20 protein-coding genes are annotated in these 26,964 nt (G+C 68.7%); 10 read left to right on the top strand and 10 right to left on the bottom strand.

Annotated features, from left to right (window positions below):
- Positions 1-8 precede the first annotated feature (8 nt).
- On the top strand, positions 9-899 hold the full coding sequence (locus AC3IR9_RS16015; protein WP_489291930.1) for an NAD-dependent epimerase/dehydratase family protein: 891 nt from the start codon (positions 9-11) through the stop codon (positions 897-899).
- A 10-nt stretch (positions 900-909) separates the two neighbouring features.
- On the opposite strand, the gene AC3IR9_RS16010 is transcribed toward AC3IR9_RS16015, so the two are convergent.
- Positions 910-2,379 carry a S41 family peptidase gene (locus tag AC3IR9_RS16010; protein ID WP_489291928.1) on the bottom strand — a complete coding sequence of 490 codons (1,470 nt, stop codon included), beginning with the start codon at positions 2,377-2,379 and terminating at the stop codon, positions 910-912.
- A 216-nt stretch (positions 2,380-2,595) separates the two neighbouring features.
- On the opposite strand from AC3IR9_RS16010, the gene AC3IR9_RS16005 reads away from it, so the two are divergent.
- On the top strand, positions 2,596-3,249 hold the full coding sequence (locus tag AC3IR9_RS16005) for an MliC family protein (RefSeq protein WP_489291927.1): 654 nt from the start codon (positions 2,596-2,598) through the stop codon (positions 3,247-3,249).
- Between the two features lie 31 nt (positions 3,250-3,280).
- Here AC3IR9_RS16005 and AC3IR9_RS16000 read toward each other — a convergent pair whose 3' ends face one another.
- The gene (locus tag AC3IR9_RS16000; RefSeq protein WP_489291926.1) at positions 3,281-3,682 is read right to left on the bottom strand and encodes a response regulator; all 402 of its coding nucleotides are present in this window, start codon (positions 3,680-3,682) and stop codon (positions 3,281-3,283) included.
- Positions 3,683-3,782: 100 nt separating this feature from the next.
- Positions 3,783-4,553 (bottom strand): CPBP family intramembrane glutamic endopeptidase, encoded by a 771-nt coding sequence (locus tag AC3IR9_RS15995; RefSeq protein ID WP_489291925.1) that lies wholly within the window; start codon positions 4,551-4,553, stop codon positions 3,783-3,785.
- A 153-nt stretch (positions 4,554-4,706) separates the two neighbouring features.
- Here AC3IR9_RS15995 and AC3IR9_RS15990 point away from each other — a divergent pair, with 153 nt between their 5' ends.
- On the top strand, positions 4,707-5,015 hold the full coding sequence (locus AC3IR9_RS15990; protein WP_489291923.1) for a TFIIB-type zinc ribbon-containing protein: 309 nt from the start codon (positions 4,707-4,709) through the stop codon (positions 5,013-5,015).
- A gap of 30 nt (positions 5,016-5,045) precedes the next feature.
- Here AC3IR9_RS15990 and AC3IR9_RS15985 read toward each other — a convergent pair whose 3' ends face one another.
- The 6 genes from AC3IR9_RS15985 to AC3IR9_RS15960 form a co-directional block, all read right to left on the bottom strand.
- On the bottom strand, positions 5,046-5,558 hold the full coding sequence (locus AC3IR9_RS15985; protein ID WP_489291921.1) for a GNAT family N-acetyltransferase: 513 nt from the start codon (positions 5,556-5,558) through the stop codon (positions 5,046-5,048).
- A 266-nt stretch (positions 5,559-5,824) separates the two neighbouring features.
- A complete protein-coding gene (locus AC3IR9_RS15980; protein WP_489291919.1) occupies positions 5,825-6,832 on the bottom strand; it encodes a copper resistance protein B in 1,008 nt (335 codons plus the stop codon).
- The gene (locus AC3IR9_RS15975) at positions 6,829-8,616 is read right to left on the bottom strand and encodes a copper resistance system multicopper oxidase (protein ID WP_489291918.1); all 1,788 of its coding nucleotides are present in this window, start codon (positions 8,614-8,616) and stop codon (positions 6,829-6,831) included. The genes AC3IR9_RS15980 and AC3IR9_RS15975 overlap by 4 nt, the downstream gene beginning before the upstream one ends.
- Before the next feature lie 106 nt (positions 8,617-8,722).
- On the bottom strand, positions 8,723-9,118 hold the full coding sequence (locus AC3IR9_RS15970) for a CopL family metal-binding regulatory protein (RefSeq protein ID WP_489291917.1): 396 nt from the start codon (positions 9,116-9,118) through the stop codon (positions 8,723-8,725).
- 93 nt (positions 9,119-9,211) lie between these two features.
- Positions 9,212-11,014, bottom strand: a complete 1,803-nt coding sequence (gene recQ / locus AC3IR9_RS15965) for a DNA helicase RecQ (protein ID WP_489291916.1) — start codon at positions 11,012-11,014, stop codon at positions 9,212-9,214.
- A gap of 451 nt (positions 11,015-11,465) precedes the next feature.
- Positions 11,466-12,032, bottom strand: a complete 567-nt coding sequence (locus tag AC3IR9_RS15960; protein WP_489291914.1) for a Dps family protein — start codon at positions 12,030-12,032, stop codon at positions 11,466-11,468.
- 96 nt (positions 12,033-12,128) lie between these two features.
- Here AC3IR9_RS15960 and hrpA point away from each other — a divergent pair, with 96 nt between their 5' ends.
- Positions 12,129-16,223 (top strand): ATP-dependent RNA helicase HrpA, encoded by a 4,095-nt coding sequence (gene hrpA, locus AC3IR9_RS15955; RefSeq protein WP_489291912.1) that lies wholly within the window; start codon positions 12,129-12,131, stop codon positions 16,221-16,223.
- A gap of 42 nt (positions 16,224-16,265) precedes the next feature.
- On the opposite strand, the gene AC3IR9_RS15950 is transcribed toward hrpA, so the two are convergent.
- The gene (locus AC3IR9_RS15950; RefSeq protein WP_489291910.1) at positions 16,266-16,802 is read right to left on the bottom strand and encodes a hypothetical protein; all 537 of its coding nucleotides are present in this window, start codon (positions 16,800-16,802) and stop codon (positions 16,266-16,268) included.
- A gap of 163 nt (positions 16,803-16,965) precedes the next feature.
- Here AC3IR9_RS15950 and AC3IR9_RS15945 point away from each other — a divergent pair, with 163 nt between their 5' ends.
- The 6 genes from AC3IR9_RS15945 to yoaA all read left to right on the top strand — a co-directional run bounded on the left by AC3IR9_RS15945 (position 16,966) and on the right by yoaA (position 26,964).
- A complete protein-coding gene (locus AC3IR9_RS15945; protein WP_489291908.1) occupies positions 16,966-19,119 on the top strand; it encodes a RelA/SpoT family protein in 2,154 nt (717 codons plus the stop codon).
- 29 nt (positions 19,120-19,148) lie between these two features.
- A complete protein-coding gene (locus tag AC3IR9_RS15940) occupies positions 19,149-20,702 on the top strand; it encodes a tetratricopeptide repeat protein (protein ID WP_489291907.1) in 1,554 nt (517 codons plus the stop codon).
- 105 nt (positions 20,703-20,807) lie between these two features.
- Positions 20,808-21,734, top strand: coding sequence for a glycosyltransferase family 2 protein (locus tag AC3IR9_RS15935; RefSeq protein WP_489291906.1), 927 nt, complete (start codon positions 20,808-20,810; stop codon positions 21,732-21,734).
- A 96-nt stretch (positions 21,735-21,830) separates the two neighbouring features.
- A complete protein-coding gene (mrcB, locus tag AC3IR9_RS15930; protein ID WP_489295862.1) occupies positions 21,831-24,269 on the top strand; it encodes a penicillin-binding protein 1B in 2,439 nt (812 codons plus the stop codon).
- A 22-nt stretch (positions 24,270-24,291) separates the two neighbouring features.
- A complete protein-coding gene (locus tag AC3IR9_RS15925) occupies positions 24,292-24,819 on the top strand; it encodes a hypothetical protein (protein WP_489291904.1) in 528 nt (175 codons plus the stop codon).
- Positions 24,820-24,897: 78 nt separating this feature from the next.
- Positions 24,898-26,964, top strand: a complete 2,067-nt coding sequence (gene yoaA, locus AC3IR9_RS15920; RefSeq protein WP_489291902.1) for a DNA repair helicase YoaA — start codon at positions 24,898-24,900, stop codon at positions 26,962-26,964.

Here is a 26,964-nt window from a genome sequence, read left to right as displayed (position 1 = left end):
GCAACACAGTGAAGATTCTCCTGACAGGAAGTTCAGGCCGTGTGGGACGCGCGATCTTTGGCGCGCTCGCGGCACGGCACGACGTGGTCGGGATCGACCGCAACCCCTTCAATACCACCCGCCACGTCGCCGATTTCACCGATGTAGGGGTGCTGCGCGACGCATTGGTCGGGGTGGATGCGGTGATCCACGCCGCCGCGTTGCATGCGCCGCACGTGGGGTTGATGCCGGATGCCGAATTCCAGCGGATCAATGTCGACGGGACACGCACGTTGGCGAGGCTGGCGCGCGAGGCGGGCGCGACGCGCCTGGTGTTCACCAGCACCACCGCGCTGTACGGGCATGCGATCGTGCCGGGGCACTGCACCTGGATCGACGAGCGTACGCCGCCGCAGCCGCGCACGGTCTACCACCGCTCCAAGCTGGCCGCCGAGCAGTGGCTGGAGCAGGCGGCGGGACCGGGGTTCGACGTGCGGGTGATCCGCATGTCGCGCTGCTTCCCCGAGACGCCCGATCGCCTGCTGCTGCACCGCCTGCATCGCGGTATCGACGTGCGTGATGTTGCCGATGCGCACGTGGCCGCGCTGGGCAATGCCGGGGCGCTGTTCCAGCGTTACATCGCCAGTGGATGGACGCCGTTCCGGCCGGAAGACTGCGAAGGACTGGTACGCGACCCGCGCAGCGTACTGACGCAGCGCTGCCCGCAGTGGCTGGCCGAGTACGACCGGCGCGGCTGGACGTTGCCGCTGGTGGACCGCATCCACGACCCGCGCGCGGCGCTCGCCGGACTGGGTTGGCGCAGCCAGCACGGCCCGGAAGCGGTGCTGGCGCAACTGCAGGAACGTTCCCTGGAGGTGCTGCCGGAGGCCCATCGCATGCAGGACTGCACGGTGGAGTGAGGCGCCGCGGTCAGTGCCGCGCCAGGTCCTGGCCCACGGTGTCCAGGACGCGTTGGGCACGCGCGCGCGTGGATTCTCCCGCCCGCGCGGTGATGGGTAGATCCGGCGTGATGCCGGCCACCTCGTCGCTGCCGTCGGCGCGCAGCCGCACGCAGTTGGGGACACGCAGCCGCAGCTGCGAATGGGGTAGCGTGCGCATCGGCGGGGGCGTCATGAAGCCACACCCGTCGCCACCGGTGCGTGCGCCGATGACGCGGGCGATGTGGTTGTCCTGCATGCGTGCGGCAAACATCTCTGCCGACGAGAACGACTTGGCATCGGTCAGCACGTACGCCGGCCCGTGCCACGCCCCCCAGTGCGCGCGCAGGTCCTGGGCCCAGTCGAGGCGGTGGGCCACCAGGAAATCCTGCAGCGCATCCACCGCAGGGCTGGCCAAGGGGCCGCCGGAACTGCCGGCGGGAACCAGCCGGCGACAGTCCAGTGCTGGCCAGTCGCCCGTGCGTTGCCACACCCACGACAGGTCACACGCGGGCGCCTGCGCGGCCTGCAGCGAGGTGCTGAACCGTGCGCGTTGCTGCAGCAGCAACGGGCGCGCACGCGCATCGGGATGGTGGTGGCGCAGGGTGTCCTGCAGGCGTTCCCATTGCTCCTGCAGATAGGGCACGCCCGCCGCGGATTGGCTCACCAGCAGCTCGGCTGATTGCACGGGTTGGTCGCTGAACAGGCGGGCAAGGCTGTCGCCGCTGTCGTCGCCGCCGGGATTGGTGCCCACGTCGACCAGCACCGCATCCACGCCCTGTTGGCCAAAGCGACGCAGCGTGCCGGCAATCTCGGCCACCCATGCGTTGGCCAGCAGGCTTCGCATCTCGTCGGTGGACCCGGCATGGCGCAGTTGCGGCCACAGCTGGTGGCACAGGCCGGGATAGCGCATCGCGTCGAACTCGTGCAGGCGCAGCAGGCCGATGTGGCGGCCATCGGCAAGGGTGACCACGCCGCTGCGCAGGGCCGGGTCGGCGAGGCTGGCCGAGGGCGTGTAGCCCGGCAGCGTCTGCAGCGGCAGGCTGAAATCGTGGCGACCTTCATCGACCACGCCCAGTACCGCGCAGCCGGTATTGGCATCGAGCGTGCGTGGATCCACCGCTGCGGGCGCGGGGACCGTGGCTGAAGACGCTGCAGGCAGCGGTTCGAGCAGGGCCAGGTGACCGTCATGGAAGCCGGCGAGGAAATTGCGCAGTGCCTGTGCGGCCTGTGCATCGGTACCGGCATCGTCCAGCGCATGTTGCGCGGTGCGTTCCAGCGCCGGCAGGTCCACGCCACTCTGCGCCGAGGCTACCCAGGCCAGGTGCGCGTAGTCCTGCTGCAGGGCGAGCTTCAACGCGGCATGGTCGGCGCGCCAGGCCTGGCGATCCATGCCGCTGTCGGCGTGGACGCCGCTGCTGGCCAGCAGGCCCAGCCAGGCCAATGTCAGTGCGCTGCGCATGCCGATGACCATCGCGTCCCTGCTCCCTGTCGTTGTGGCGCCCTGCGTCGCATCGGCAGGCGGATCCGGCGGTGCCGGTGGAATCTGCCGATCCTAGCCAATGTCCGGCCCGATCGGAAGCGGGCGACGGCGCAGCAGCAGCCGGGCGTGCACATCGCATGTGCGCGGGATGGCGCACACTGCTGCGTCTGTTCGTTGATCGATGTTGGAGGTGGCATGAACCGTTTCGTCCTGCTCGGGCTGGGGGCGCTTGCGCTCGCCGGCTGTTCCAAACCCGAGCCCACCGAGCCGGCCGCTCCGGCACCCGTGGCCGAGACACCCGCACCGGCCACTGCCAACCCGACCGCACCGACAGTACCGCCGCCGTCCTTCGATTGCGCCACGGCGCGGTCGGAGGCGGAAAAAATGGTCTGCAGCGATGCGCGTTTGTCCGCACTGGACCGTCAACTGGCCGCGCTCTACAAGCGCGCGCAGACCAGCCCGGACGAGCTGGACATCGCCGTCGAGCAGCGCGGCTGGATCAAGGGGCGTGATGCCTGCTGGCAGGCGGTGGATGCCACCCGCTGCCTGACCGAGTCTTACCAGACCCGGATCGTTGAATTGAACATTGGCAACGGTACCGTGCCGGTGCCCCCACCGGTGCGCTACACCTGCGAGGACAATGCCAAGCCGGTATCGGTGGTGTTCTACAACGCACTGGACCCGCCGGCTGCCCTCATCCATTGGGGCAACGACCAGGCGATCGTGTTCCCGGCCGAAGCGGCCAGCGGGGCGCGTTACACCCGTGAAGGCGTGGAGTTGTGGGAGCACCAGGGCGAGGCCACGCTCAACTTCTACGGCACCGCGTTGCGCTGCAAGGCCGAGGGCTGATCGTCACGCCGACGGCGCGCAGATGCACCGGTCAGGCTGCCTGGTCGGTTTCCGCTGCTTCGAAGCACTGGCGGATGGCGTCCAGCAGTTCGCTCATCGAGTAGGGCTTGGGCAGGAAGTGAATCCCGTCGCGCAGCTGCGCGGTTACCCGGGCCGGCTCCATCCCCGAGGTGACCAGCACCGGCAGGCCGGGCTGATAGCACTTGATCCGCTCGGCCGCCTCGATGCCGCTCAATCCACCCAGGCAGACATCGGTGAATACCAGGTCGAAGCGCTCGCCGGCCTGCAGCAGCCCGAGGGCGGCTTCGGCCGAGCTGACCGCGGCGACGTCACAGGCTTGGCTTTCCAGTGCCATGCGACTGAGCTCGCGGGTGTCTTCGGTGTCTTCGATCAACAGCACGCGCGGTGCAACATGGCGTTTGGACAGCAACATGACGCGGTATTTCCCGGGGGGACGGCCAGAAACGGCGCGCAAGTATGGACGGGGCGGAGGTGAGGGCGCCGTGCAGGCCGGTGCGCACGGCGGCAGCGCTTCAGGTTGAGGGATGGCGGCGGTTAAGTGCGCGGCGTCGATGCAGCGCATACAGGCCCAGCACGGCCATCGCCGCGGCGGACAGGCGCAGCGTGTTGCCCTGCCATCCCATCGCGGTGGCATCGCTGATCTGCATGACGTTCCAGGCCAGGTTCAACGACACATGCAGCATCACCGCACTCCACAGCGTGTTCTTGTCCAGGCGGCACAGCAGGGCGAACACCACGCCGCCGATGGTGGTCATCGCAAAGACCTGCAGTGCCATGCTGCCGTCACCGCCGAAGGACCATCCATGGATACCGCCGAAGATCAGCGCCTGTACCAGCGCGGCCGGCCACCACGGCCAACCCAGTTGACCGGTCACGAACAGCAGGCCGACGCCGCGGAAGATGATCTCCTCGGCCAGCGGAAACAACAGCGCCAGCATCAGCAGTGAGGTGGGGGTCCAGTCGGTGCTCCACCCGCCCAGCCACCACAGCCCCAACCAGCACGGGGTGGTGGCCAGCAGCACGATGGCCGGGCCCTGCCAGCCGTTGCTGGCCAGGCCCACCTGACGAAGCAGCGGCTGCCCGGGGCGCAGCAACCCTGCCGCCACGCCCAGTGCCAGCAGCACGCCCAGGCCGTTGTCGAGGATGGCGCCGCCGAACGGCATCGGCAGCGCGGGGATCGGCAGTCCGGCCCATGCACTGAGGTCGCGCAGGTTGATCGACAGCAGCAGGGTCAGCACGATCAGGCTGCTGGTCAGCGCCGCGCGACGGGGACGGTGGGACATGGCCGGAATCCTTGGCGTGTGAGCGGCCATTCTCGGGGCCGCAGGTCGGCGCGGACATGGGGCATCGGTCAGGGGGCCATCGGTCATGCCGGTGTTGCGCGGCGGTCAGGCAGCGCAAGGTACAGTCGAGGTTTGAACCATGGAGCTGCGACGATGCAATGCCCCGTATGCAAGACCCAGGCGCTGGTGATGTCCGAGCGCCAGGGCATCGAGATCGACTACTGCCCGCAGTGCCGTGGCGTGTGGCTGGATCGCGGCGAGCTGGACAAGATCATCGAACGCTCGACCGGCGCCGCTGAGCCGGCCCGTGCCGCTGCCCCGCCATCGCCATCGCCGTCGCATCCGCAACCGTCGGTGCAGCACCGCGACACCCGCCACCTGGGCCAGCAGCAGTACGGTGACCAGCAGGGCTATCGCAAGAAGAAGAAAGAGAGCTTCCTGTCGGATCTGTTCGACTTCTGATCCACCGCGCAGGCGTGCGCCGGCCACGCGTCACGGCCGGCGCAGGATGAACTCGAGGTCGCCGCTGTCGCCGACCACGAACGTGTAGCAGCCGACCGGAGTGCAGCCGTAGCGGGCATAGAAGCGCTGTGCACCGAGATTCTCCGACCACACCCCGACCCACAGCGTGCGCCGCTGCGGGGTGTCCAGCCACGGCAGGAATGCCGCCATCAGGCGCGCACCGTGCCCGCCGCCCTGATGCCGGGCCATCACGTACAGGCGCTTGAGTTCGATATCGCCCTCAATGGCCTCCGCATGCGGCAGCCCGTTGGGACCGGCGGCCAGATACCCCACCGCACGGCCGGCCTCTTCCAGCACCCAGACCGCGTTGCGCGGGTCGTCCAGCTCGCGGCGTTGCGGCGCCGGGCTGTAATGGTCATGCAGGAACCGTTGCAGGTCCTGCGGCGGATACGAGTCGCCGAAAGTCTCGGTATAGGTGGCAATGGCAATGGCCGACAGGGCCTCGGCATCGGCCACGGTGGCGCGACGGATCTGCAGTGACATGCGGGCGGCGGCGTGAACGGGTGGGGCGGCAGCGTACGCCAACCCGGGCGCCCGGATCAAAATCGCCGGGAGATGGCGGAACCCGCACCCGGGCGCATCACATCATTACCCGGGATCGCCACTGAGCACGACACCCGGGTGTCGGACAGGCCACGACCGCGCTACGCGGTGCCTGTGACGCCCCGGCTGGGCCCGTCGGATCCGGCATGCACGACCCCTGTTGTCCCGGGCGCTTCCCGCGCCCGGGATCTTTTTCGGATCGCCGCTTAGAACCAGACGCGCACGCCGGCCACCCAGCGGGTGTCGCGTGCGCGTTCGCCAGCGGCCTGGTGGTAGTCGGCGGTATCGCCGAACAGACGTTCGTGGCTGATGCCGATGTACGGGGCGAAACGGCGATTGAACTCGTAGCGCAGGCGCAGTCCGGCTTCCACCTTGTTCAAGCCGCTGCCATTGCCGTAGTCCGGTTCGTCTTTGGCCGAGAACGTTGCTTCTACCAGCGGCTGCAGGATCAGCCGGTTGGTCAGCAGCAGCTCGTACTCCACTTCAACCGTGGCGGCGACCTGGCCGCCTTCGCCGACATACGCAGTGGCCGAGGTTTCAAACTTGTACGGGGCCAGGCCCTGGATACCGAACGCGGCCCAGGTGCGCGAATCGGCCGGGCGGAAGTCCTGTTTCACCCCCACCAGCACGTCCCACCATGGTGAAACGCTGCGCCCATACATCACTTCCAGGTCGGCCGATTCGGTACGACCGTCGCTGCGTTCGCCTTCGCTGCGCAACCACAGGCGGTTGATGTTGCCGCCGATCCAGCCGCTGGCTTCCCAGGCCTGGCCGTTACCGTGCTGTCCATCCCACTGCTCCAGCCGGTTGACCAGCAGCATGCTGTGGATCTCCGGCGGGTGCTCCATCGCGCCGTGTTCGATCGGCGGGAACGCGGCGAGGCGGTCGGCGTCGGTCACGGCCGGAATGGGCTCCCGGGGTTCGACGGGCGCCGCTGGCTTCGGCGCAGCGTGGCCCATCGTCGAATGGTCCATCTGGCTGTGGTCCATGCTGCCGTGGTCCATCGTTGAATGGTCCATCTGGCCGTGGTCCATGCTGCCATGGTCCATCTTCAACGGGGCCTGCTCCGTCGTCGTCCTGGCCGCAGCGGGGCTGGCCGGCGTGGCCGCTGGCGTGTCGCCATGTGCGTGCGATTGCGCCCAGGCCGGCGCCGCCAACGCGATCAACAATGCACTGGCCAGCAGGCGCGGGGTAGAGGCAGTGGGCGTGCTCATTCTTCGATCCTCACTTCGCGCATCATCCCCGCTTCCATGTGGTACAGCAGGTGGCAGTGGTAAGCCCAGCGGCCAAGCGCGTCGGCGCGTACGCGGTAGGTGCGGCGCGTGCCGGGTGGCATGTCGATGGTGTGCTTGCGCAGCTGGAAGTCGCCGTCGGCGTTTTCCAGGTCGCTCCATACCCCGTGCAGGTGGATGGGGTGCTGCATCATGGTGTCGTTGACCAGCACGATGCGCATGCGCTCGCCGTAGTTCAGCCGCAGCGGCTCGGCGCTGGCGAACGGAATGCCGTCGAAGGACCAGCTGAATTTTTCCATGTGGCCGGTCAGGTGCAGCTCAACCTCGTGGCCGGGCTCGCGGCCATCGGGGTCGTCGAACAGGCTGTGCATCGCGCCATAGGTGAGCACCTGGCGGCCGTTGTCGCGCAGGCCGATGCCGGGATCGTCGAGCTTGGGCTCGGTGGCCATGCTCTGCATGTCGATCAGCGGGTTGCCTTTTTCGCTGGCCGGGTGACGCGGGGTCTTGTCGTTGCCGCCATGCGCACCGTGGCCCATGCTGGCGCCGCAACCACCTTCCATGCCCTTCATCGCGGCCATGTCATGCCCGGCGCCGCCCATGTCGTGGCCCATGTCGCTCATCGTCAGCAGCGGGCGCGGGTCGCGCGCGGGAATCGGTGCCTGCAGGCCATGGCGGACCGCCAGGGTGCCGGCGGCGTAGCCGGTGCGGCCCATGTCCTGGCAGAAGATGGTGAAAGCATCCTGGCCGGTGGGTTCGACGATCACATCGAAGGTCTCGGCCGGCGCGATGCGGAATTCGTCGATGCTGACCGGGTGGATGTACTGGCCATCGGCGGCCACCACGGTCATCTTCAGGCCCGGGATGCGCACGTCGAAGTAGGTCATCGAGCCACCATTGATGAAGCGCAGCAGGACCTTTTCGCCGCTGCGGAACAGCCCGGTCCAATTGCCGGCCGGGGCCGTGCCGTTGAGCAGGTAGGTGTAGGTGTGCGCGTTGATGTCGGAGATGTCGGTCGGGGTCATCCGCATCCGTCCCCACATGCCGCGGTCGGCGCTGGCTGCGGCCCAGCCATCCTTGCGCACATCGCGCAGGAAGTCGGGCAGGGTGCGCTTGTAGTAATTGTCGAATTCGGCCAGCTTTTTCATGCGCCGGAACAACGCGCCCGGGTCCATGTCGGTCCAGTCCGACAGCATGATCACGTGCTCGCGGTCGTAGCGGTACGGTGCCGGCTGCAGCGGGTCGATGATCAGGGCGCCGTACAGGCCGGCCTGCTCCTGGAACATGGAGTGGCTGTGGTACCAGTAGGTACCCGATTGCTTGAGGGTGAAACGGTACTGGTAGGCCTCGCCGGGGGCGATGCCGTTGTAGCTCAGGCCGGGTACGCCATCCATGTTGGCCGGCAGCAGGATGCCGTGCCAGTGGATCGAAGTGGGATGGCCCTGCAGTGCATTGGCCACCCGCACGCTGACCGTGTCGCCTTCGCGCCAGCGCAGGATGGGGGCGGGCAGGCTGCCGTTGACGGTGATCGCCGGGCGCGTGCGGCCGGTGAAGTTGGCCAGCGATTCGCCGATGCTCAACTGGAAATCATGGCCGCTGAGGACCTGCGGGGCGGCGGCTACGGACGCGCCCGCGGCGGCAAAGGCACGTGCGGGCAGGCCGCTGGTGACCAGGCCGGCGACGACACCGCCAGCGGCGGCACCCTGCACGAACAGGCGGCGTGACGGCATGGGCGGGGTGCCCGTACCGGGTTTGGTTGGGAAGGACATTGCAGCTCCGAATCAGATCCGAGTGGCACCGGCAGGTGCCGTCAAGACGCGTGCGCGCAGGGGCGCACGGCGTCGCATCAGACAAGCGCCCGGGAAGAGCGCCGGCTCAGGCGATCGGAGGGCGGGTGATACGGTCCAGCGGCAGCGCCGGCAGTGCCGGGCGCACCCCGTCGAGCGGGGCCAGCGACAACGGCGGCGGGCTGGCGATCCAGGCGATCGCCACGGTCAGGCTGGGTTGCTGCGCGCAGCTGCGCAGGCATTCCTTGATCTTGCAGTGGTCGCCGTCATGCGGGGCCTGGGCACCGGCGTCGTCTGCGGCGGTGGCGTGATGTGGGTGCGCGGGCGCAACGGACGGTCCGTCATGGCAGGGCGATGCCACTGCGCCGGCCGGCGCGTGGTGGGACATCGCCAACACCATGGGGCCGGCCATGGCCGCGTTCAGCCCGTTGAGCAACAGGCTGAGCATCAACAGCATTCGCAGGAGCAGGCCACCGGCAGACATGGGCTTCACCATACTGCCAAATCCGCGCAGTCGCACCTGCGGCTGAACAGGGTGTTCAACCTTGGAGCCCGGTCCGACAGGGGACGGCGGGCATCAGCCTTCCTCGCGGACGATGTCGACCAGGCGTTCGCCATAGCGCGACAGTTTGGTGCCGCCGATCCCGCCCACCCGGCCAAGCGCGTCGATGCTGGTGGGGCGCTGCTCGGCAATGTTGCGCAGGGTGCTGTCGTGGAAGATGACGAAGGCGGGAACGTTCTGCTCCTTGGCCAGTTCGGCGCGCAGGCTGCGCAGCGCGTTGAACAGCGCCAGGTCCTGTGGCAGCACCGACAGGCCGGTGCGCTGGCCGCTGCGGTCGCGTTCGCGGGCCTTGGGGCTTTCGCGGCGCATCATCACCTTGCGTTGGCCCTTGAGGACCTCGCGGCTGCCATCGGTCAGGCGCAGGCCGCCGTAGGCTCCGCTGTCCACTTCCAGCAGGCTGGCGGCGACCAGCTGGCGGAACACGCTGCGCCAGGTGCGGGCGTCGAGGTCTTTGCCGATCGCGTAGGTGCTCAGCTGGGCATGGCCGAACTGGCGGATCTTGTCGCTCTCGCCGCCGCGCAGGATGTCGATCAGGTGGCCCACGCCAAAGCGCTGGCCGCTGCGGTAGACGCAGCTGAGTGCTTTCTGGGCGGCAACGCTGGCATCCCAGGCATCGGGCGGCTGCAGGCAGTTGTCGCAGTTGCCGCAGGGCTGGGGATAGGTTTCGCCGAAGCCGGCCAGCAGTACCTGGCGGCGGCATTGCATGGATTCGCAGTAGCCGAGCAGATGATCGAGCTTGGAGCGTTCCAGTGTTTTGCGCTCTTCGCCGGCCTCGGACTGCTCGATCATCTGCTTGAGCAGCACCACATCGCCCAGGCCGTAGCAGAGCCAGGCCTCGGCAGGCTCACCGTCGCGGCCGGCGCGGCCGGTTTCCTGGTAGTAGCCTTCCATGGACTTGGGCAGGTCGGTATGCGCGACAAAACGCACGTCGGGTTTGTCGATGCCCATGCCGAAGGCGATGGTGGCGCACATGACGATGCCGTCTTCGCGCAGGAAGCGGCGCTGGTTGGCCGCGCGTACCTCGGCGGGCAGGCCGGCGTGGTAGGGAAGGGCGTTCATGCCCTCCTTGCACAGGAAGTCGGCGGTTTCCTCGACCTTGCGCCGCGACATGCAGTAGACGATGCCGGCGGCACCGCGATGGACCTTGAGGAAATCGAGCAACTGGCGCTTGGCGTTGTCCTTCTGGACCACGGTGTAGCGGATGTTGGGGCGGTCGAAGGAGCTGACGAAGTGCTGGGCGCCGGTGAGGTCCAGGCGTTCGGCGATTTCGCGCTGGGTCGGCGGGTCGGCGGTGGCGGTCAGCGCGATGCGCGGGACGTCGGGCCAACGCTCGTGGAGGACGGTGAGCTGGCGGTATTCCGGACGGAAGTCATGGCCCCACTGGGAGACGCAGTGGGCTTCGTCGATGGCGAACAGGGCGATGCGGCTGCGGCTGAGCAGGGACAGGAAGCGGCCGGTGAGCAGGCGCTCGGGGGCGACGTAGAGCATGTCCAGCTCGCCGGCAACCAGTTCCCGTTCGACCCGTGCGGCGGTGTCGGCATCGAGGGTGGAGTTGAGGAATTCGGCGCGCACGCCCAGCTGGCGCAGGGCTTCGACCTGGTCCTGCATGAGCGCGATGAGCGGGGAGATGACGATGCCGGTACCGTCGCGCAACAGCGAGGGCACCTGGTAGCACAGCGACTTGCCGCCGCCGGTGGGCATCAATACGAGCGCGTCATTGCCGGCGGCGACATGTTCGACGATCGCCTGCTGCGGACCGCGGAAATCGTCGTAACCAAAGATGCGGCTGAGCAGGTCGTGCGCGGGGCGGGAAGACATCGCGGTAGTTTACCCCGGCGAGCGGGTTGGCCGGGTCCTCCAACTGCGTATTGGGCCGTAAGCCAAAGCCGATAGGCCGCCTGTCGCTGGTTTGGCGCGGGGTGGGCAGGTCAACCCCTGTAACAGCTGCTGACGCCATGGTGATGCCCAGGGATCATTGCCTGGCGGGGAAACAGGACCGCAAACCGTTCTCCAGCGCGGTATCAAACCGCCAGCCATTAAAAAGTAGACGTAAAAACGCAGAACAGGCGCCACCGGGCGCCTGTTCTGCATGCTTTTTCTCCCTCCGCCCGGCGCCAGACACTCTCTGGGCGAGGGTTTCACCCCCTTGCCGGGACCGTTGAGCGCCATGGATGGCGCTCACGAGCCTCCAGGGAAGGATTTACGGCGTGTCCCGGCAAGGGGGTGAAACCCTCGCCGCGCGTAGAGAATCAAAGCGCCAAAAATCCAATTACTGCAGCAACGACCGCAACATCCAGGCGTACTTTTCGTGGGTCTGCAGGCGCTGGGTCATCAGATCCTCGGTCGGCGCGTCGTCGGCGTCGTCGGCCACGTCCAGCACCTTGCGCGCGGTCCGGCACACGGCCTCGTTGGCGGTCACCAACTGGCGTACCATTTCACGCCAGTCCGCACTGTTGGTCAGGCCCGGCTCCTCGGCGATCGAGGTCAGGGCGGCGAACTCGCGGTAGGAGCCGGGGGCATTGAAGCCCAGTGCGCGGATGCGTTCAGCAACGTCGTCCAGGGCGGCCCACTGCTCGGTGTACTGGGTTTCAAACATGGTGTGCAGCGAGTTGAACATCGACCCGGTGACGTTCCAATGGAAATTGTGGGTCTTCAGGTAGAGCGTGAACGCATCGGCCTGGAAGGCCGACAGTCCATCGGCAATCTTCTTGCGATCGCCTTCCTTGATCCCGATATCGATGTTCGGGGCCGATGGGGCCGCCGCACCAAGCTTCTGCTTGACGGTCTTGGTCTTGACCGGTGACTTGGTCTTGATCGGCGTCTTGGTCTTCGCCATGGGAGAACTCCTTCTGGGTGGAATGGATCGGATGGCCTTCACAATAGATCAGACTACTCTTTCAGTAGTAAACAAAAGTTCTAAACGAATCGATTGATGAGCACTATCGAAAAACCACATACAGCACGTCTGGCCCAGCAGCAGGCCGCGATCAATGGCGGCATGAGCCGTGATCGCGGGCGCTTGCTGGGGATGCTCTCGCGTTGCCGCGCCAAACCGGCGGACGCGGGCCTGGCGACCGCCTTCGAGCAGGCCTTGCTTGCCTCGGTACAGCGCCGCGAGGCGCGGGCGCGGAATCTGCCGACCATCAGTCTGGACGACCAGCTGCCGATCGCGCGTGAAGCCGAGGCCATCACCGCGCTGATCCGCGAGCATCAGGTCGTGGTGATCGCCGGCGAAACCGGCTCCGGTAAAACCACCCAGCTGCCCAAACTGTGCCTGGCCGCCGGTCGCGGCGTGGCCGGGATGATCGGCTGCACCCAGCCGCGGCGGATTGCCGCACGTGCCGTGGCCACCCGCGTGGCCCAGGAGCTGAAGTCCGAGCTGGGCACCACCGTGGGGTACCAGGTGCGCTTCACCGACCGTGTCGGCGATGACACCCGCATCAAGTTCATGACCGACGGCATCCTGCTGGCGGAAATCAGCAGCGACCGCTGGCTGTCCAGCTACGACACCCTCATTATCGATGAAGCGCACGAGCGCAGCCTCAACATCGATTTCCTGCTCGGTTACCTGAAGCAGCTGCTGGCCAAGCGCCCGGACCTGAAGCTGATCGTCACCTCGGCGACCATCGACACGTCGCGTTTCGCCGAACACTTCAATGACGCCCCGGTGATCAGCGTGGAAGGGCGCACCTTCCCGGTGGAAGTGCGCTATCGCCCGCTGGAAGGCGAGGGCGGCGGCGAGGAGGATGGCGGTCGTGACGGCGAACGCACCGTCAACGATGCCGTGGTGGCCGCCGTGGATGAAATCACCCGGCTCGATCCGCGCGGCGACATCCTGCTGTTCTTCCCGGGTGAGCGCGAGATCCGCGATGCGCACCAGGCGCTGGAACGGCGCAAGTATCGCCAGACCGAGGTGCTGCCGCTGTATGCGCGGCTGTCGGTGAAAGACCAGGACGACGTGTTCAACCCCGGCAGCAGTCGCCGCATCGTGCTGGCCACCAACGTGGCCGAAACCTCGCTGACCGTGCCGCGCATCCGCTATGTGATCGATCCGGGCCTGGCCCGGATCAAGCGCTACAGCCCGCGCCAGAAACTGGACCGCCTGCATATCGAGGCGGTGTCCCAGGCCAGCGCCAACCAGCGCAAGGGCCGCTGCGGCCGCGTGTCCGAAGGCATCTGCTACCGGCTGTACTCGGAGGCGGATTTCCAGTCGCGCGCCGAATTCACCGATCCGGAAATCCGCCGCTCCAGCCTGTCCGGGGTGATCCTGCGCATGTTGCAGCTGGGCCTGGGGCAGATCGAGGATTTCCCGTTCCTGGAAGCCCCGGACGAACGCGCCATCGCCGATGGCTGGCAGCAGCTGGGGGAACTGGGTGCGGTCGATGAACAGCGCCGCCTGACCCCGGTGGGCCGGCAGATGGCGCGCTTGCCGGTGGACGTCAAACTGGCCCGTATGCTGGTGGCCGCGCAGGCCCAGGGCTGCCTGCGGCCGATGCTGGTGATTGCCTCGTTCCTGGGCATCCAGGACCCGCGCGAGCGGCCCCCGGAGGCGCGCGGCGCCGCCGACAACGCGCATGCGCTGTTCGCCGACGGGCGCTCGGAATTCGTCGGCGTGCTGCGTCTGTGGGACGGCTATCGCCAGGCCCACGAAGACCTGACCCAATCCAAGCTGCGTGGCTGGTGCGAGCGCCATTTCCTGGGCTTCCTGCGCATGCGCGAATGGCGCGAGCTGCACCGCCAGCTGCGCGTGCTGTGCGAGGAGCTGGGCTGGAGCGAAGAAAGCGCCGACACCGCCATGGCGCCGCTGCTGGTGGGCTCCTCCGCCCCGGCCCCGGCGCGCGATGATGAGGCCAAGGTCAAGGCCACGCGCGGCCAGCAGCATCGCGCCGCGCGCCTGGCCCGCGAAGGCAAGGCCGAACCAACGGCAGTGGCCCCGCCGGAAACGCCCGCGCGCCAGGACACCGGCGACACCTTCAGCGAGCGTGTGCGTGCAGCTGCATATCAAACCCTGCACAAGGCGCTGATTGCCGGCCTGCCCACCCAGATCGGTCATCGCAGCGAGAAGAACGACTTCCTCGCCCCGCGCCAGCGCCGCTTTCTGCCCTTCCCCGGCTCCACCCTGGCCAAGCGGCCGCCGCCGTGGCTGCTCACCGCCACGCTGCTGGACACGCAGAAGATATGGGGCCTGACCAATGCGGCGATCGAGCCGGACTGGGTCATCGCCGAACTGCCGCACCTGCTGCTGCGCAAGCACTTCGACCCGCACTGGTCGCGTGCCCAGGGCCAGGTGCTGGCGTCGGAGCAGATCAGCCTGTTCGGCCTGGTGCTGGCACCGAAGAAGCCGGTGCACTACGGGCGCATCGCCCCGGGCGAGGCGCATGACATCTTCGTGCGCCAGGGCCTGGTGACCGGCGAGATCAACACGCGCGCCAGCGTCATCGCCGACAACCTCAAGGTGCTCGAACAGGCCAGCGAAGAAGAAGCCAAGCTGCGCCGCGCCGGCATCGTGGCCGACGAAAGCTGGCAGGCGCGCTGGTACCTGGACCGGGTGCCGCCGGAGATCCATTCGGCCACGGCCTTGGATACCTGGTGGAAGGGACTGACCCCGGACAAGCGCCACGGCCTGGCCTGGTCGCTGGCCGACCTGCTGCCGGGCGAGGGCAGCGATGCCGAGCGCTATCCCAAATACCTGCCGCTGGGCGATGCACGCCTGGCGCTGCACTACCGGTTCGAGCCGGGCAACGATAACGACGGGGTCAGCCTGGACGTGCCGCTGCATCTGCTCAATGCGCTCGATGCCGCACGCTTGTCATGGTTGGCCCCGGGGTTTGTTGCCGACAAGGCCTCGGCGTTGATCCGCAGCCTGCCCAAGGCGATGCGCCGCAATTACGTGCCGGCACCGGATTTCGGCCGCGCCTTCGCCGAAGCGTTCGCCGACCCAAGCGCCGACGACATCCGCGGCGAGTTGGCGCGGTTCCTGTCGCGGGCCACCGGTGCCCCGGTGGCGGCCACCGATTTCGACCTGACCGCGCTGGACACCCACCTGCACATGAACCTGCGCCTGTTCGATGCGGACGGCAAACTGCTGGCCAGCGCGCGCGATCTGGATGCGCTGCGTGCGCGGTTCGGCGGCGAGGCCGGCGATGCGTTCGCCGCGCGCGCCGGTCGCGCGCTGGCCGCGCAGGGCCTGCGGGATTTCCCGGCCACGCCGATTCCGCTGCAGGTGCCGGGCGAAGCCGGTGTGCCGGCCTATCCGGCCTTGGTGGACGATGGCGAAACGGCCGCACTGCGGATCTTCGCCGACCGCAACGAGGCCGCCGAGCAGCACCCGCTGGGCGTGCGCCGCTTGCTGGAGATTGCACTGGCCGACAAAGCCAAGCAGGCGCGCAAGCAGTTGCCGGTGCCGCCCAAGACCGGCCTGCTGTACGCGGCGATCGAATCGCAGGAACGCCTGCGCGGCGACCTGGTCGATGCGGCGATCAACGCGGTGCTGGCCGATGGGTTGGGCGACATCCGCGATCCGGCGGTGTTCGCGCAACGCCGTGATGTGGCCGGCAAGGCGCTGTTCGGCGAAGCGATGGCGCGGCTGACGCTGGCCGAGGCCATCCTGGCCCACGTCGCCGAGCTCAAACCGCTGCTGGCGTCGCCACTGATGGGCTGGGCGCGCGGTAATCTCGACGACCTGGAGCAGCAGCTGGCTGCGCTGGTGCGACCGGGGTTCCTGCGGGACACCCCGGCCGACGCGCTAGCCCAGTACCCGCGCTACCTGCGCGCGATGATCCTGCGCAGCGAACGTGCCAAACGCGATCCGCCGCGTGACCAGGCGCGCATGCTGGAGCTGCGTCCGTTCATCGATGCGCTGGCCCAGGCCGATGCACGCGGCCTGCGCCAACGTCCGCAATGGCAGGCATTGCGTTGGGACCTGGAAGAACTGCGGGTGTCGCTGTTCGCCCAGGAGCTGGGCGCGAAGACCGGTATCTCGGCCAAGAAGCTGGCCCAGCGCGTGGCCGCGCTGCTCCAGGGGTGATGCACCCGCGCCCCGTGCCGGAGTGGCACGGGGCGCGGCGGTTTACTTGATCCGGCGCACTTTGGCGCGGGTGTTGACGCCTTCCACGCGCAGGTACCAGACCCCCATGACGCCGGGGGTGATGGACACTGCCGGGTTGGCCTTGCGTACGCCGGACAGTGCGGTGTCGTCGCTCTGTTCCCATTCCTGGGCGTTGGCAAGCACGAACCGGCGCGCCTTGCCGAAGCCGCGGAACTCGCCCTGCAGGGTGCTGGTGATGGGCTCGCTGCTGCCGAAATCGAAGAAGCCGCGGGTCTTGACGATGACTTCCTGGCGACCTTCCTCGCGGGCCTGTTCGCGCACCTGCTGGTTGACCTCCTCGCGCACATCGGCGGCCACCGCGGCCACCTTGCCCTGCAGCCAGCCGTTGAGTGCCGCCAGCTCGGCCGGGTTGAGCTTGTCCAGGCCGGCGGCCTTGAACTCGGCCGACGACATCTGCTGCTGCAGGTTGCCCTCGACCACGCGCTGCGCCAGTGCCGGGTTGGCCAGGCTCAGCAGGACGGCCGCAGCGGCCAACAAGCGTAGACGGGAAAAGCGCATGGCAGTCTCCTCAGGATTTGCCGCAGTGTAGGGCCAGCAGTGGCGCTGCGGGAACGTGCTGCGCGCCAGGCATGAAGTCATGCAGGCCGATGTGGCCGGTTTTGATTGTCCGCGACCGGTCGCAGCGCTAGTGTAGGCACCTCTGTCTTGTCTGCATGATGCTGTGAACCGCGCTTCTGTCCCCGGCCTGGATGCCTTGTTGAACCGTCCCTCGGCAGCCTCGTTGCCGCCCGCCCTGCGTGAGGCGCTGCTGCAGCGCTGGCAGCTGCCCGAGGCCACCCCGCAGATGCACTCGAGCTGGTCGGTGCTGGCCGACACGCTGGACGCGCTTGCGTTGTTGTCGGCCGACGAGAGCGCACTGCTGGCCGCGTTGCTGTTCGACCTGCCGTGGTTGCGCGAGGGCATCGACGGCCTGCCGCTGGGCACGCTGCAGCCGGCCGTGGCCGGCCTGCTGGAAGGCCAGGATGCCGCCGACCAGGTCTGGGCGCTGCATGCCGGGCGCGAGGCCGGGCGCAACAGCGAAGGCCTGCGCCGGCTGCTGCTGTCGATCATCCAGGACCTGCGGGTGGTGCCGATCCTGCTGGCCCGCCAGCTGGCCCGCATGCGCGGTGCCGACCGCCTGCCCGAGGAAGAGCGCCGCGCACTGGCCCAGCTCACCCGTGACATCCACGCACCGCTGGCCAACCGGCTGGGCATCTGGCAGCTCAAGTGGGAGCTGGAGGACCTGGCCTTCCGCCACCTGGAGCCGGACACCTACCGCCGCATCGCGCGTGAAGTGGACGAAACCCGCCTGGCACGCGAGCGTTATGTTGAATCGGTCAAGAAGGTGTTGTCGCGCGAACTGCTGGCGCAGGGCATCACGGCCGAGGTCAGTGGGCGCCCTAAACACATCTACAGCATCTGGCGGAAGATGCAGAAGAAGAAGCTGGCCTTCGAGCAGCTCTACGACATCCGCGCGGTGCGCGTGATGGTGCCGGACGTGGCGGCCTGCTACGCCGCGCTCGGCGTGGTGCATTCGCTGTGGGCACCGGTGCCCAGCGAGTTCGACGACTACATCGCCCGGCCCAAGGCCAACGACTACCGCTCGCTGCATACCGCGGTGATCGGTCCGGAAGGGCGCACCATCGAAGTGCAGATCCGCAGCCATGACATGCATGCCCAGGCCGAGCTCGGGGTGGCCGCGCACTGGCGCTACAAGGAAGGCAGCAAGGGCGCGGAGAAGGCCTTCGACCGCAAGATCACCTGGATGCGCCAGTTGCTGGAGCATTCCCAGGATGGACAGGCAGGGGAGCTGGCCGGCGCGCTGGAGGCCGAACTGACCGAAGACCGGGTCTATGCGCTCAGTCCCAAGGGCGAGGTGATGGACCTGCCGCAGGGCGCCACCCCGCTGGACTTCGCCTACCACGTGCACACCATGGTCGGGCACCGTTGCCGCGGCGCCAAGGTCAACGGGCGCATCGTGCCGCTGACCTACCGCCTGCGCAGCGGCGACCGGGTGGAGATCCTCACCTCCAAGGAAGCCGATCCGCGCCGCGACTGGCTGCTGGTATCCAACGGATTCCTGGCCAGCAACCGCTCGCGCGAAAAAGTGCGCGGCTGGTTCCACAAACTTGATCGGGCGCGCAACGTACAGGCCGGGCGCGACCTGCTCGACCGTGAGCTGAAGCGGCTTGGCCTGCAGCACGCAGATCTCAGCCTGGCGGCGAAGAAATTCCACGCCGACAGCGTCGACGACCTGTACATCCAGGTGGCCCTCGGCGACACCGGGCCCAACCAGGTCAGCCGTGCCTTGCTGGAGGCCGAGCGTGCCGCCAGCCAGCCGGTGGCCCCGGCACTGCCGCGCCCCACCGCGCGCCGCGACAGCCTGGGCACCTCCAAGTTCACCGTGCAGGGCGTGGGCAACCTGCTGGTGCAGCTGGCACGCTGCTGCCAGCCGGTGGCCGGCGAACCGATCGTCGGCTACCTCACCCGCGGCCGCGGCGTCACCGTGCACCGCGCCGATTGTGCCGCGCTGGCGCGGTTGTCGGCGGCCAGTCCGCAGCGGATCCTGCCGGTGGAGTGGGGCCAGGCCGGCGGTGGCTACGAAGTGGACGTGGTGGTCGAGGCGGTCGACCGGCGCTGGCTGCTCAAGGACATCACCAACCTGATCGCGCAGGAAGATGCCTACGTGCTGGACATCCACAGCGACAACGTACGCAACAGCGGCCGCGCGCACCTGCGGCTGCGGCTGAAGGTGAGTGATTACGGCCAGCTGTCCACGCTGCTGGGCAAGCTGGACGCGTTGCCCGGGGTCGGCCACGCGCGCCGTCTGGGCTGACCTCACATGCACCCGGTTAGGCTCAACGGATGAGCCCGCACTCCGACCGCGAGGATGCTGCGCACAGCGCATTGCGTCGTGTCCGCCGCGAAGGACGCTGGTGGTGGCTGCAGGCGTGGCACGCGCGGCGCGTGTGGCGCTGGGCGCTACTGGTGGCGGTACTGCTGTTCCTGGCGCTGGTACTGCTGCGCCGGCCCTTGGCCAACTGGTTCTGGAATGAACCACAGATCGAACAACTGCTCGACCAGGGCGACCGCGCGCTTGCCGCCGGCCGCCTGAGCACGGCCGACGGCAGCGGTGCGCGCGAGCGCTACCAGGCCGCGCTTGCGCTGGATGGCGACCGCAGCCAGGCCCGGGCCGGGCTGGCCGCCACGGCCCGGGCGGCGCTGCAACAGGCACGCGACGCGCTCGATGCCGGCGACCTGGACGCCGCGCGACGCGGCCTGGCGTTGGCGCGTGAACTGCAGGTACCGCAGCGCGATGCCGAACAGGTGGCCGGGCAGCTGCGGCAACGCGGCAACGCCCATGCCGGTATCGCGGTGTTGTTGGGGCGTGCCGAAGCGGCGCTGCAGGCGCAACGCCTGGACGAGGGCCAGGACAGTGCGCTGCCGCTGTTCCAGCAGGTACTGGCGGTGGCGCCCAACCAGCTACGTGCGTTGGAAGGGCGCGAAGATGCCTTGTCCGACCTGCTCCAGCAGGCGCGCCAGGCCTGCCAGGCCGGTGACCTTGCGCGCGCAGCCACGCTGCTGGACAGCGCACGCCGCTACGACCCCGGACATGTCGACCTGCCGCAGAGCGAGGCGCAGTTCAACGCCGCGCTCGAACAGGCGTTGGCCGATGCGGATCAGGCCCTGGCGCGCGGGCGCAATGACGCCGCCTTGACCGGCTACCGGCACGTGATCGCCGCAGCCCCCGGGCAGTCGCGCGCGCTGGAAGGCCTGCGCCAGTTGGCCGATCGCCAGGCCCGGCAAGCCACCCGCCTGGCCGGCGATTTCCGCTTCCCACAGGCCCGCCAGGCATTGCAGAAAGCGGCCTCGATCGACCCACACGCGCCCTCGGTGAGTGCCGCGCGCACCGCACTCGAACAGGCCCGGCATGCGCAGCAGGCCTTGCGCAGTCCGCGCGCCCAGCAGCGCCAGGCCGAGCTGCCGCTGCTGCTGGAGCGCTTCAACCAGGCCCAGGCGCGGGGCGACTGGCTGCTGCCGCCCGGGCGCAGTGCCTACGACGCACTGCGCGCCGCGCAGGCGTTGGCACCCGACGATCCGGCGGTGCAGGCGGCCGCGCACGAACTGGTGCCCACCTTGGTGAGGTGTTTCGACGACGCGCTGCGCCGCAACCGGGTGCGCGCAGCGGGCGACTGCCTGCAGGCCTGGCAGTCGGTGGCCGCCCACGACAGTGCACTGGGGGAGGCACGCCGTCGGCTGGGACGGCGCTGGTTGGCGCTGGGCAGCGAGCGGCTGGGGGCAGGCGATGCGGCCTACGCACGCGAGGCGCTGCAGCAGGCGCGCCAGCTCGACGTTCCGGCATCGGAGTACGAGCCGCTGCAGGCGCGGCTGCAGGATGCGGCCACGCTGGAGCGCTGAACGCGCGCCGCCACGCCCATCGCCGGTCGGCTATAGTGCGGGCGCTGCGATCGCCTGCGACCTTGTGCCGTTGCGCCGCTCACCCTGATGAATGCAATGGATTTCATGGATTCTCCCGACCTGCGCATCGCCGCCGCCGACATCTGCGCGGTGATCGTCACCTACTCCCCGGCGCCGGACCTGCTGCAGCGGGTGGTCGCCAGCGTGCTGCCCCAGGTGGGGCATGTGCTGGTGTTCGACAACGGCAGCCCCGGCATCGACGTGGCCGCGGCGCTGCGCGGGCACGGTGCAGTGAGTGTGGTCGCGTCGGCGCACAACGTCGGCTTGGGCGCGGCATTGAATCGCGCGATCGAGCAGGCGCGCGCGCTGGGCGTCGGCCATGTGCTGCTGATGGACCAGGACAGCGTGCTCGACGCCGGCATGGTCGGCACGCTCGGCGATGCCCTGGCCAGCCTGCGCCAGCAGCACCCGGTGGCGGCGGTGGGCCCGCAGTTCCTCGATGCGCGCAGCGGGCAGCCCGCGCCGTTCGTGCGCCTAGGGTTCCCGCTCAACCACAAGCAGTATGGCGGGCCGGGGCAGCAGGTGTCCTGCGACTTCCTGATCACCTCTGGATCGCTGATTCCGATGGCGGTGCTGGACCAGGTGGGTGGTATGGATGAATCGCTGTTCATCGACAACATCGACATGGACTGGTGCTTCCGGGCCAAGGCCGCTGGGCTGGCGCTGTACGGCATCTGCGATGCGCAGATGCGCCACAGCATCGGCGAGCAGCTGCGTCCGTCGCGGGTCAAGCGCGATGGGGTGATCGTGCACAAGCCGTTCCGCCTCTACTACATCATGCGTAATCGGGTGCTGTTGTACGGTCGGGCGCATACCCCGCGGGTGTGGGTGGCGCAGGATCTGCCGCGGCTGCTGCTCAAGCTGGTGGGCAACGGCCTGTTCATTGCGCCACGCTGGATTCGCCTGCGGTTCATGTGCCGCGGCCTGTGGGATGGCCTGCGCGGCCGCAGCGGGCCGATTCCGCCGCGATAGCGCTTGCTGTAGTGCGCCGGAACGACGGTGACGGCGATGCCGTCGCTGCCGGTGGGCTGCGTTAGACTGCGCCGAGCCCACTGTTGCCCGATGCCCGTGCCCCGACGCTACGATTCCGACGACACCGACGAGTTCGACAACGACACCGAAAGCGGCGGCCCGCTGTGGCGGCGCCGGCTGATCACCTGGGGCATGGCCGCGTTCGCGCTGGCGCTCGGGTTCCTGATTCCCTATACGGTGTACCTGAACAAGCAGGTCACCCAGCGCTTCGGCGAGCTGCGCTGGCAGATTCCCACGCGGGTCTACGCGCGTCCGCTGGCGCTGGCGCCGGGCGTGGCAATGGACGCGGCCACGCTCAAGACCGAGCTGGCCGCCGCCGCCTACCGTGACGATGGCGTCGGCAGTGCTGCGGCCACCTACAGCCAGGAAGGCGGGCGCTTCGTGATTGCCAGCCGTGGCTACAACGACGTTGACGGCCGGGTCGCCCCACGCCGGGTCGAATTGAGCCTGTCCGGTGGGCAGGTCGCCTCGCTGCGTGACGCCGACAGCCGCAAGGGGCTCAAGGCCGCGCGCCTGGATCCGGCCCGGATCGCCACGCTGTATGGCCAGAAGCAGGAAGAACGGCGGCTGGTGCGCATCGAGGAAAGCCCCGAACTGCTGGTCACCGGCCTGCAGGCCGTGGAAGACAAGGATTTCAACCGCCATCACGGCATCGACCTGAGTGGCATCGCCCGCGCGATCTGGGTCACCGTGCGGTCCGGTGGCCAGAGCCGCCAGGGCGCCTCCACGTTGACCCAGCAGCTGGCGCGCAGCGGCCTGCTCGGGATCGGCAAGGAACAGACCGTCACCCGCAAGTTCAACGAGGTGCTGTACGCGCTGATCATGGAAGCGCGGTACGACAAGCGCACCATCCTGGAGGCCTACCTCAACCAGGTCTACCTGGGCCAGCGCGGCAGCCAGGCCATCCACGGCATGTCCTCGGGCGCTGAATTCTGGTTCGGCCGCGACCTGGCCTCGCTCAACACCGAGCACATCGCGCTGCTGATCGGCCTGGTCAAGGGCCCGTCCTATTACGATCCGCGCCGCAATCCCGAGCGCGCGCTGGACCGCCGCAACTTCGTGCTGGGCAAGCTGCACGAAAGCCAGCTGATCGACGATGCCGAATACCAGCGTGCGCTCAAGGCGCCGCTGGGCGTGCCCAAGGTGCCGGGCCTGATCGCCGCCAACCGCTTCCCGGCGTATGTCGACCTGGTCCGCCGCCAGCTCGGCCACGACTATCCCGAGTCGGTACTACAGGGCGCCGGCCTGAGCGTGATGACCGGCATGGCGCCCTCGGCCCAGGCGTATGCCGAAGGCTCGGTCACCAAGACCATCACCTCGCTGGAAAGCAAGCGCCGCCCCGCGCTGCAGGCCGGCCTGGTACTGACCGACGTACACAATGGCGACGTGCTGGCCGTGGTCGGCAGCCGCGAGGTCGCCGAGCCGGGCTTCAATCGCGCCATCGAGGCGCAACGGCCGGTCGGGTCGCTGCTCAAGCCGTTCGTCTACCTGCTGGCACTGGCACAGCCGGACCGCTATTCGCTGGCCAGCTGGGTGGACGATTCGCCGGTGACCGTGCAGCTCAGCCGTGGCAGAACGTGGTCGCCCGGCAATGCCGACAACCGCAGCCACGGCACGGTGCGGCTGATCGATGCGCTGGCCCGCTCGTACAACCAGGCCACGGTGCGGGTGGGCATGCAGGTCGGCCCGGAGCGGGTGACCCAGCTGATCCACGTGCTGGCCGGGCTCAAGGCCGAGCCCAATCCGGCGGTGATCCTGGGTTCGACCGACCAGAGCCCGTACGCGATGGCCCAGCTGTACCAGTTCCTGGCCTCCGGTGGCGAAATCCAGCCGCTGCATGCGGTGCGTGGCGTGCTCGACCCGCAGGGCAAGCTGATGAAGCGCTACGACAAAACCCCCGCGCCGGCCCAGGAGGGCGACTCGATCGCCGCCAACCTGATCAGCATCGGCCTGCAGCAGGTGGTGGCCAGCGGCACGGCCCAGCGGCTCAACGCCGACGGTCTCGGCCGCCTGCAGCCGGCCGGCAAGACCGGCACCACCAACGACGGCCGCGACAGCTGGTATGCCGGTTACACCGGCGACCACCTGGCGGTGATCTGGATGGGCAACGACCAGAACGAACAGGCCGGGCTGTATGGCGCCACCGGTTCGATGCGGGTCTGGTCGGGCATTTTCCAGCGCCTGCCCAGCGCGCCGTTGAAGGTCAGCAGCAAGGGACTGGACTGGCAGTACGTGGACGCCAGCGGCATGACCAGCACCGACGAAGGCTGCCCCGGGGCACGTCGTTTCCCGTTCGTGGTGGGCTATGCACCGGCCTATGCCCCCTGCGCGCCGCCCGCGGCGCTGCCGGAAGGCGAGGGCGCTGAAGGAAGCAGCGAAGGTGGCGGCTGGCGCAGCTGGCTGGGCCTGGACAAGAAGCCCGACCCGGCCGCAGAGCCAGCGCCGGCGGCAGCATCCCCTTCCCCAGCACGCTGATTCCGTAACGAGGCCGGCCCGCATGACCCACCGCACCCCGATTCGCACCGCATTCCTGCTTTCGCTGAGCCTGGCGTTGACCGCCTGTGTCACCCCGGCACCGCCGACCAAGGCGCCGGTGGCCACCACCAGCGCGGCCCAGCGCATGGCCGCAGTGGATGCGGCCGCCGGCAATGACGACAAGGAACTGGCGGTGCAGCCGCTGCGTGATGCGGCGATCGAAGACCTCCGCACCACCGCGTTGGCGCGACGCCAGGCCAACGACCTGGCCGGTGCTGCCGAAGCGCTGAACCAGGCGCTGCTGATTTCCGAAGGCGATCCTTCGATCCTCCAGGAGCGTGCCGAAATCGCGCTGCTGCAGGGCGATTGGGCACGCGCGGAAACGCTGGCGCGCAAGGCGGTGGACCTTGGCTCGAAGACCGGCCCGCTGTGCCGTCGCCACTGGGCCACCATCGAGCAGTCGCGACTGGCCCGCGACCAGAAGGAAAACGCGGTGTCCGCACATGCGCAGCTGGAAGGCTGCACAGTGCCGGGGATCAAGCGGTATTGACGTAGTGCCGGCCGCTGGCCGGCGCTGCACGGCACCGACCACACCGAGGAGCCGGCCTGCGGCCGGCACTACACCTTCATGTCCCGACTCGCCCATGCCAGCAGCGAAGCCCTCAGCGAGGGCGGCACGCTTGCCAGCCAGCTGGATGCCTTTGTTGCGCGTCCGGCGCAGCTGCGCCTGACCGCGGCGATCGCCGAGGCGTTCGAGCAGCGCGACGTTCTGTTGGCCGAAGCCGGCACCGGCACCGGCAAGACCTACGCCTACCTGGTGCCGGCGCTGCTGTCCGGGCTGAAGACCATCATCTCCACCGGTACCCGCGCGCTGCAGGACCAGCTTTACCATCGCGACCTGCCGCGCGTGCGCGCCGCGCTCGGGGTCGGCCACAGCAGCGCGCTGCTCAAGGGCCGCGCCAATTATCTGTGCCGCTACCGCCTGCAGCAGGCGCGCGGCGAGCCACGCCTGGTGTCCACCGAACAGGTGGCGCAGTTCCAGCGCATCCTGGCCTGGTCCGGACGCACCCGGTTTGGCGACATGGCCGAGCTGGAGGCGCTGCCGGAAGACTCGCCGTTGTATCCGCAGGTCACCTCCACCGTCGACAACTGCCTGGGCACCGACTGCCCGTTCTGGGACGACTGCTTCGTGGTGCAGGCGCGGCAACGCGCACAGGCGGCCGACGTCGTGGTGGTCAACCACCATCTGCTGCTGGCCGACCTGGCGCTCAAGCAGGAAGGGTTCGGCGAGATCCTGCCGGGCGCGCAGGCCTTCGTGATCGACGAAGCGCACCAGTTGCCCGAGCTGGCGGCGAATTTCTTTGGCGAAGGGTTTGGCATGCGCCCGTGGCAGGAGCTGGCGCGCGACTGCCTGGCCGAGAGCCGCAGCGTGGCCGGCGCGCAGGCGGTGCTGCAGGCACCGGCGTCGGCGCTGGACGATGTACTGCGCGACCTGCGCACCGCGATGGAGGGCCTGCCGCCGCGCGGCACCCAATGGCGCGCGCTGGCGGTACCGCAGGTGCGCGATGGCTTCGACGCGGCGATGAGCACGTTGGTCACCCTGCGCGATGCGCTGGAGGGGGTGCGCGAGGCATCGCCGGGGCTGGATGCCTGCCATGCGCGTGCGCAGGAGGCGGTGTCGCGGCTGGTGCGCTGGCTGGGCGAGGACGCGCCGATGCTGGATTTCGACACCGACCCGGACCAGGCCCCGCCCGCCGCCGAGGTGCTGTGGTACGAACTGACCCCGCGCGGGTTCCGTTGCCAGCGCACCCCGATGGATGTGTCCGGGCCGCTGCGTGAGCACCGCCAGCGCTCGATGGCGGCCTGGGTGTTCACCTCGGCCACCTTGACCGTTGATGGCCACTTCGACCATATCGCCCAGCGGCTGGGCCTGGATGATCCGGTCACCCTGCTGCAGCCCAGTCCGTTCGATTGGGCGCGGCAGGCCTTGTGCTACCTGCCCGGTGATCTGCCCGATCCGGCCGCGCGGGGCTTCGGCACCGCCCTGATCCGTGCGCTGACCCCGGTGCTGGAGGCGTCGCAGGGGCGCGCATTCCTGCTGTTCGCCTCGCACCGTGCATTGCGTGAAGCGGCCGAAGCGCTGCGCGATGCGCCGTGGCCGCTGTTCGTGCAGGGCGAGGCCCCGCGCGCGACACTGCTGCAACGTTTCCGCGAATCGGGCAATGGCGTGCTGCTCGGCTCGGCCAGTTTCCGCGAAGGCGTGGACGTGGTCGGCGATGCGCTCAGCGTGGTGGTGATCGACAAACTGCCTTTTGCCGCGCCGGACGATCCGGTGTTCGAGGCACGCCTGGATGCGATCCGCCGCGACGGGGGCAATCCGTTCCGCGACGAGCAGTTGCCGCAGGCGGTGATCGCGCTCAAACAGGGGGTGGGCCGGCTGATCCGTAGCGAGACCGACCGTGGCGTGCTGGTGCTGTGCGACCCGCGCCTGCTCAGCCGCGGCTACGGGCGGATCTTCCTGGATTCGCTGCCGCCGTTCCGGCGGACCCGTTCGCTGCAGGATGTACGTGGCTTCTTTGCGCCACAATGGGCCGTTCCCGTTGCCAGCGATGGGGCGGCCGCGTCCGCCGCGCCGGCGCCGATGGCCAGTCCCCCGGCCGACGATGCAACTCCCTTTCCCACTTCCCTGTTCTGA

The sequence above is a fragment of the Stenotrophomonas sp. GL_101 genome, from assembly GCF_057835675.1.
The sequence above is the reverse complement of the archived record's forward strand: the minus strand, read 5'-3'. Positions and strand labels throughout refer to the sequence as shown.

Bases quoted from the DNA above. Each gene is read 5' to 3' on its own strand.
- AC3IR9_RS15925 (WP_489291904.1), top strand. From the start codon at position 24,292: ATGACCCACCGCACCCCGATTCGCACCGCATTCCTGCTTTCGCTGAGC.
- AC3IR9_RS15985 (WP_489291921.1), bottom strand. From the start codon at position 5,558: ATGTCACTGCAGATCCGTCGCGCCACCGTGGCCGATGCCGAGGCCCTG.
- yoaA (WP_489291902.1), top strand. From the start codon at position 24,898: ATGTCCCGACTCGCCCATGCCAGCAGCGAAGCCCTCAGCGAGGGCGGC.
- AC3IR9_RS15960 (WP_489291914.1), bottom strand. From the start codon at position 12,032: ATGGCGAAGACCAAGACGCCGATCAAGACCAAGTCACCGGTCAAGACC.
- AC3IR9_RS15970 (WP_489291917.1), bottom strand. From the start codon at position 9,118: ATGTCTGCCGGTGGCCTGCTCCTGCGAATGCTGTTGATGCTCAGCCTG.
- AC3IR9_RS15975 (WP_489291918.1), bottom strand. From the start codon at position 8,616: ATGTCCTTCCCAACCAAACCCGGTACGGGCACCCCGCCCATGCCGTCA.
- hrpA (WP_489291912.1), top strand. From the start codon at position 12,129: ATGAGCACTATCGAAAAACCACATACAGCACGTCTGGCCCAGCAGCAG.
- AC3IR9_RS16000 (WP_489291926.1), bottom strand. From the start codon at position 3,682: ATGTTGCTGTCCAAACGCCATGTTGCACCGCGCGTGCTGTTGATCGAA.
- AC3IR9_RS15935 (WP_489291906.1), top strand. From the start codon at position 20,808: ATGGATTCTCCCGACCTGCGCATCGCCGCCGCCGACATCTGCGCGGTG.
- recQ (WP_489291916.1), bottom strand. From the start codon at position 11,014: ATGTCTTCCCGCCCCGCGCACGACCTGCTCAGCCGCATCTTTGGTTAC.
- AC3IR9_RS15950 (WP_489291910.1), bottom strand. From the start codon at position 16,802: ATGCGCTTTTCCCGTCTACGCTTGTTGGCCGCTGCGGCCGTCCTGCTG.
- AC3IR9_RS16010 (WP_489291928.1), bottom strand. From the start codon at position 2,379: ATGCGCAGCGCACTGACATTGGCCTGGCTGGGCCTGCTGGCCAGCAGC.
- AC3IR9_RS15995 (WP_489291925.1), bottom strand. From the start codon at position 4,553: ATGTCCCACCGTCCCCGTCGCGCGGCGCTGACCAGCAGCCTGATCGTG.
- AC3IR9_RS16005 (WP_489291927.1), top strand. From the start codon at position 2,596: ATGAACCGTTTCGTCCTGCTCGGGCTGGGGGCGCTTGCGCTCGCCGGC.
- AC3IR9_RS15990 (WP_489291923.1), top strand. From the start codon at position 4,707: ATGCAATGCCCCGTATGCAAGACCCAGGCGCTGGTGATGTCCGAGCGC.
- AC3IR9_RS15980 (WP_489291919.1), bottom strand. From the start codon at position 6,832: ATGAGCACGCCCACTGCCTCTACCCCGCGCCTGCTGGCCAGTGCATTG.
- AC3IR9_RS15940 (WP_489291907.1), top strand. From the start codon at position 19,149: ATGAGCCCGCACTCCGACCGCGAGGATGCTGCGCACAGCGCATTGCGT.